The organism is Nostoc sp. (assembly GCF_036916975.1).
Taxonomy (GTDB): Bacteria; Cyanobacteriota; Cyanobacteriia; order Cyanobacteriales; family Nostocaceae; genus Nostoc.
The window spans coordinates 1-6,313 of record NZ_JBALFF010000028.1 but is presented as its reverse complement, the minus strand read 5'-3'; the positions used below and the strand labels follow the sequence as shown (position 1 = coordinate 6,313).

Below are 6,313 nucleotides of genomic sequence, written 5' to 3'. Positions count from 1 at the left end.
CGCTGGGAACGTCGAAAAGTATATTTTGATGCATTTCTTGATCTTGCTACTATTCATATTTGGATTCAAAGAATTTTATTAGTGGGATAGGTTCTCTGGTGTCTGGACATACGTAATTTGTAAAAGGCTGTAAAAAATATTAATCATACAGCAAGATGGGATTGAATATTTGGGCATCCTAAACATCAGGAGTCAAGTTTTTCAGTTTCCAATCATGTCCACTTCGATATTTCTTGCCCAAACCCCAGGAAAGCCTAAAAAGGCATCCCAGGAAGTGCCAGCAAGTAATCCTCAAATACCAGTATTATTGCTGGCAACTTCTGGAGGACTGGCTTTAGCGGTGATTGCAATGATAGTGTATAGTAAGCTCCAGATGAATAAGCTGGAGAAAAAACTTAAGTTTGAACAATTCCGTGCGCGAGAATTAGATAAAAAATTTAAGCTGGCGCTGGAAACGATTCGCAAAATGGAGACTAATCCCGATTTGGTCAACTCACGGGACTTTAACCTGGATTATCTGCGAATGCGGATGGCAGAAGAAGTGTTTCATTTTGCAATCCTTAATCAAGTGAAAATTCAGATCAAAGAAAAAGTTACTCAAGCCCTGCGTCCAAATCAAGCACAACTTGGCTCAGTCGGAATTGCTAATAACGCTGCACGGCAAGTAGATGAAATTTTTGATGTAGAGTATGAAACTGGTACTCCGCCTAACTGTGCTAAAAGAGTACTATTTCGGATTCAAATCCGATTAATGAAGTTACCGACGCAAGCGACTTCTGCAACTATTAGTCAAATTATTGACTGTATAGAAACTTACCTAAGCCCCACAGAAAACGAAGATAGTTGGCAACCAACAATTCAAGGTCGCATTGCTAGTATGCATTGGGATCAAAAAGCTAAACCTACGCCTCTACTGGTGTTGGAGCAATCAAATGAAGGCGTGAATGTGACTTTTCGTACTAGTCGCCAACCAAATACCCCAACTCCGCCAAACCCACCTGGAATGAAAAAATCAGGCTCGGCTAGACAATAAATTATGGTTGTTATTAGTCATTGGTTATTGGTCGTTAGTCATTAGTCATTCACAAAGGATAAATGTACTAATGACTAAAATCATGACCCAATAGCTGCATTGGGGGAATTACGGGTTAAAAGACCATCTTCCATTTCTACGATGCGATCGGCTATGTCTAAAATGCGGTTGTCGTGTGTCACTAATAAGATAGTAGTTCCCTGATTTTTGGCTAAACTTTGCATTATTTCCACAACATCGCGTCCTGATTGTTTGTCTAAAGCTGCTGTTGGTTCGTCTGCTAGCACCAGTGGGGGACGATTAACTAAGGCGCGGGCGATCGCAATTCTTTGTTTCTGTCCACCAGAAAGATTGTCTGGATAGTAATCAACTCGTTCTTCTAGACCAACAGACCCCAGCATGGCTTTTGATTTAGCCACTGCTTCTGCTTGAGAAATATTATCATTCAATTCTACCGCCATTTGCACATTTTGCTTTGCTGTCAAGAACCCTAGCAAATTGTGAGCTTGGAAGATATAACCAATGTTGCGTCGCATCTGCACCAGTTTGTTTTGACTGACGCCAACGAGTTCTTCACCTAAAAATTTTAAACTTCCCTCTTGTACAGACCGCAAACCCCCAATTAAGCTCAGTAATGTGGTTTTACCTGAACCTGATGGCCCGGTCATAATTACAATTTCACCTGGATAAATTTCTAGGTTGATGTCAAATAATATCTGTTTTCTTAGTGCGCCTTTGCCATAGTAGTGGTTGAGATTTTTAATGGCAATTACAGGTTCTTTTTGTATCATCTTTTTATTAATTATAATGTTAGCATTTTTAATCTTTATTTTAACTATCCTGCTTAATCAGAAAAAATATTCATTTAGTGTTAATTGTAAACTAGGTTTTTTAGAAAATATGTTTTAATTAAGATTAAATTAATTAAAATATATCTGCTGGATCGGCAGAACTTAATTTTCGGACTGCGATCGCTCCAGAGATAATACACATTAATATAGTCAAAATTAACACCATTACCGCCCGATCAAAACTCATAAAAACTGGTAAAAGTGTTGCTTTTTTAGCGCTATCATACATAAAAAAAGCAAATACTATGCCAGGAAAATATCCTAAAACAGCTAACAGTAAAGCCTCTTGAAGAATGACTGTTAATAAATATTTTTGTGTGTAACCTATTGCCTTGAGAGTAGCGTACTCAGCTAAATGATCTGCAACTTCTGTATAAAGGATTTGATAAACAATCACAGTCCCTACAATGAAACCCATGACAGTCCCTAATGTGAAAATAAACCCAATTGCTGTACTATTTGCCCAATAATTCCGCTCAAAATCAATAAATTCTTGCTTAGTTAAAACATTGACCTCTTTAGGTAAATACTTTCGTAGTTGTTGGGCAACAATGTTAGCATCGGCCCCCGGTTTTAATCTAATCAGCCCGATATCAATTAATCCTGGTTGACGATTGCTGAATATTCGCAGAAAGTTAATATCACTTGTAATTAAATTTCCATCTGCCCCAAATGATGCACCTAATGTAAATAGTCCTTCTACTTTAATTCGCCGCCTTCGCACTTCTGCTGTTACAGTCTTTCCTTGTTCATAATTAGTAACAATTGGCCCATATTCTAGCCGAGAAGAACGATCAAATAAAACTACATCAGGTAATTTAAGTTTATTTAAATTTTCTGGAACTCCAGGTAAATTAACTAGGTTACTTTCTGGGTTCATGCCAAATATCAAGATACTGCGAGGACGGCCTGTTACAGGATTTTTCCAGATTGTAAAGTCCAAATATATTGGATGTACTGATTGGACTGCGGGTAACTCTAAAGCTTTATATAACCGCCGTTGAGAAAAACCCCTCATCGCCAGGATAGCGCTAGATTGACTGTTAATTAAAACAATATCGCCTTGCAAGCTGTTATGGAATCGAACGTTACTATAATACAAAGCATCTCGGAAGCCGAGTTGCATAAACATTAAGATATCAGCGAAAGCAATTCCTGCTAAAGCTACAGTTAGACGAGTTTTTTCTCTTGTCAGTTGTAGCCACGACAGAGGTATTTTTTGAGTCATTTTATAGGCATCCAAGCAGAGTTCAAATAATTCGTAATTCGTAATTAATTATTAATTTCGACAACAACTTTGGCGTAAGTTAAACCAGAAACTTTCTGGCTATCTGCTGGAGGTAGAGCAATTTTAACTTCTACAACTCTGGCATCCACATCTGCTGCTGGATCTGTATTCAATACATCTTTTTTGCCAATTTTTCTGCCAATTTCAGTAACAGTTCCCTTTAATTCGCCGCTAAATGCTTCATTATCACTGCTGATAGTGGCATTTTGACCAATACGCACTTTACCAATACTGTCTTCAGGGACTTCAGCAATCACAAACATTTGGCTAGTTTGTCCAATTTCAGCAATGCCATTTGCACCGATCGCTTCGCCTGATTTGGTATAAATCTTTAAAATCTCTCCAGCGATTGGTGCTTGAACGTAGCTTAACCTTAGTTCTGCTTCGGCTTTTCTGATATTTGCGATCGCATTACTAACTTGGGCTTGCGCTACTTGGACATCGGTAGGACTAACATCTAAAATTCTGCTCAGTTTGGCCTTTTCTTCATCGATTTGTCTTTGCAAAGTTGCTACAGTTTTATCACGGTTAACTTTGGCTTCGATTAGCTGCTGTTGCAAAGTTGCTAAATTTTGTATTTGGGTAGCTCTAGCTTCGGCAAGTTGCTGTCGTAGAGTTGCCAATGTTTGCTTTAAGGTAGCTTGGCTTTCCGCCACCTGTTGATTAGAAGTTACTGCACTCAAGCGTCTTCTGTCGCGCTCTTGCTGAGAAATAGCACCTTCTTTGTATAAATAATCATAGCGTCCGGCATCGACTTGAGCATTGCGCTGTTCGGCTTGAGTACGTGTAAGCGTTGCTCTAAGAGTATCTCTTTGCCCACTGAGTTCAGCTTCTAAGCGATTCACGGTTGCTTGTTGAACGAGTTTATCCCCACTTAACTGGGCTGCAACCCGTGCGATCGTCGCTTGTCCTGCATTCCTTTCGCCAATTAACTGGGCTTGTAGGCGAGCAATAACTGCTCTTTGGGCTTGAATATCTCTTGGAGATCCGGCTTTGACTTGCGCTAAATTCGCACGCGCTTCTTGGACTTTGGCTTTTGCCTCTTGTAGTCCAGCGATTTGGGTATCGCGGTTGTCTAAAATTGCGACAATTTGGCCTTGCTTTACCTGTTCACCTTCTCTCACCAGAAGTTGCTGAATTCGTGAGGATGGCGCTAATCCTGATGATGGGGCAGACAATTTAACAACTTCGCCTCGCGGTTCCAAACGCCCTACAGCACTAATGCTATTGGTAGATGGCATTACAGGAACAGATGTAGTTAGTTTCTTAAGCTGCTCGATTTTAGCTGTACCTAGTATCCCAGCCGCGATTACTACTGGCACAGCTACAGCGATACCCCACCAAATCTTAGGTTGTTCTTGATTAAATGCCTGCTCAGTTGGCTTTGGCTTTTCAGTCACCCTTGACATAGTATGTTGCCCATTTACCTGAATTGTGCTGATGGAAGTAAAAATAAAAAGGTTTTTAATCAACAGCCAGCCGCTTAGGACAAACAACAGTGGTTTAAAGCTTAAAATCCATTGTGTGATGAACGCTTAACACTATGGCTTTACAAAACTATGGTTTTACAAAATAGTGTTTTCTATAGCGATGTCTTGTTTGTATGCAATACATTTTGACCTTACTTGCATTTTTCTCTTGCTTTAAGGAGAGAGGCTTTGAAGCTTACTTACTCCCCAACCCTTGTAGGGTTGGGGCTGTTCTTGTTAGGTCTGTATTGATACTGAGAAACGCTATAGTAGCGGGCTATTCAATAACTCTGAGTATTATTGAGACATGAGTGCAATGGAAGTTAGCAGAATTTACAAGCAGTATGAATCTAGATGTAGAGACGCGATATCTCATGTCTCTACACAAAATCCCAAATTGGTATGATGCGGTACTTTACTGCTACATTACACTAGGGCTATAGTTAGTCACAAAATCGAAAAGAAATGTCAAAAATAGACTGTTGCCTTTGCTGGGTACAATCTTGGTAAAAAAGTTAGTCTTCCTTAAGTGAATCAAGGATTAATTAACTAAAAAATATCTGTCAACTTGAGCATTTCTAACATTAGAGTTTCCTTAACTTTCTGGTCAATGACTTAGTAGGGCTAGTTGCTTGCACCTACCAAGACAGCAAACCATTTTGTGATATTCGCTTCAAAGACCTTACTATTCTCCCTGTTGCTGTTTTGGGACTCCATTAAACTCTCGTTGAATGAATTCTACATTTATCCATTACGCGAAAACGTAACAGAGCCTACAGATGGGGGAGATGAGGGGATGATTAAGTTGGGAGGTCGAATAAAACTTTGGTCATGTAATTTTCTGCCCAAGCTAGGCCAAAGGCTTTTTCTAGTACGCGGCGGGTTTTATCGTTTTGCTGCTGTTTGGTGCAGTAGTTGTGTTGTCCGGCGAGATTTTGTGTAACTTGTTCAGCTGAAACAGGATGTGAGGCGATCGCTTGCGTGCAATGAATATCTAAAAATTCTCGCACCCGCGAGAGAAACATTGTTTCTTCTTCTGGGGAACTGGGGCGCACAAAGATGCAAAAATCCGAAAAAATATCTCCCCATTCAGGTAATTCACGGGGTTGGGAAAAGTTAAGCACTGTTAGCTGTGTCAGTGCAGAAGTATAAGATTCTGGTAAAGTGCGCTCTGATTGGATAGGAGAAAGGTCTGCGATCGCTGCACTAATTTGCCCTCTACCCCCAACTAAATCGCAACCAAACATCGGCAAGTTGTATTCTGGACGGGGAAACATGACGCAGTGCAAAATATCTAGCATATTTCCGATTTTTGCCAATTCTAAGTGCATTTTTCGGAACTGGGGCGTTTGATAGCAACGGTTTTCAATCGTCAGTTTTTCGCCTTCTAGTCTACCTTCCACATACCCCAACTCATCAGGCAAATGGTAGGGCGATAAATCCAGGTGCTGATGCCAAGCTGCCTCAATGCAATCAGCTAGCTGACGAATTAGGGGATGTTGTTGCTCACGCAGCGAGGGTATAGAAGTAAATGACATATATATAATACTTGATGGGAATTGGGCAAAACAGTGGTGAGTTAGGAGTTAGGAGTTAGGAGTTAGGAGTTAGGAGTTAGGAGTTAGGAGTTAGGAGTTAGGAGTTAGGAGTTAGGAGTTGGGAGTTGGGAGTT

The 6,313-nt window shown here is 40.2% G+C and carries 5 protein-coding genes; 1 reads left to right on the top strand and 4 read right to left on the bottom strand.

Features of this window, described 5'->3' with window-relative positions:
- Positions 1-214: 214 nt before the first annotated feature.
- Positions 215-1,033, top strand: coding sequence for a hypothetical protein (locus tag V7K73_RS04810; RefSeq protein WP_334877624.1), 819 nt, complete (start codon positions 215-217; stop codon positions 1,031-1,033).
- An 80-nt stretch (positions 1,034-1,113) separates the two neighbouring features.
- Here V7K73_RS04810 and V7K73_RS04805 read toward each other — a convergent pair whose 3' ends face one another.
- From V7K73_RS04805 to V7K73_RS04790, 4 genes are all read right to left on the bottom strand, one after another.
- Positions 1,114-1,824, bottom strand: a complete 711-nt coding sequence (locus V7K73_RS04805) for a DevA family ABC transporter ATP-binding protein (RefSeq protein ID WP_334877622.1) — start codon at positions 1,822-1,824, stop codon at positions 1,114-1,116.
- A 133-nt stretch (positions 1,825-1,957) separates the two neighbouring features.
- Entirely contained in the window at positions 1,958-3,112 is a 1,155-nt protein-coding gene (gene devC, locus V7K73_RS04800) for an ABC transporter permease DevC (RefSeq protein ID WP_334877620.1), read from the bottom strand.
- Positions 3,113-3,156: 44 nt separating this feature from the next.
- On the bottom strand, positions 3,157-4,581 hold the full coding sequence (locus tag V7K73_RS04795; protein ID WP_334877618.1) for an HlyD family efflux transporter periplasmic adaptor subunit: 1,425 nt from the start codon (positions 4,579-4,581) through the stop codon (positions 3,157-3,159).
- Between the two features lie 860 nt (positions 4,582-5,441).
- Positions 5,442-6,179 (bottom strand): phycocyanobilin:ferredoxin oxidoreductase, encoded by a 738-nt coding sequence (locus tag V7K73_RS04790; RefSeq protein WP_334877616.1) that lies wholly within the window; start codon positions 6,177-6,179, stop codon positions 5,442-5,444.
- Positions 6,180-6,313 lie beyond the last annotated feature (134 nt).

Excerpts from the sequence above, each read along its gene's own strand:
- V7K73_RS04795 (WP_334877618.1), bottom strand. The coding sequence starts at position 4,581 with ATGTCAAGGGTGACTGAAAAGCCAAAGCCAACTGAGCAGGCATTTAAT.
- V7K73_RS04790 (WP_334877616.1), bottom strand. The coding sequence starts at position 6,179 with ATGTCATTTACTTCTATACCCTCGCTGCGTGAGCAACAACATCCCCTA.
- V7K73_RS04805 (WP_334877622.1), bottom strand. The coding sequence starts at position 1,824 with ATGATACAAAAAGAACCTGTAATTGCCATTAAAAATCTCAACCACTAC.
- devC (WP_334877620.1), bottom strand. The coding sequence starts at position 3,112 with ATGACTCAAAAAATACCTCTGTCGTGGCTACAACTGACAAGAGAAAAA.
- V7K73_RS04810 (WP_334877624.1), top strand. The coding sequence starts at position 215 with ATGTCCACTTCGATATTTCTTGCCCAAACCCCAGGAAAGCCTAAAAAG.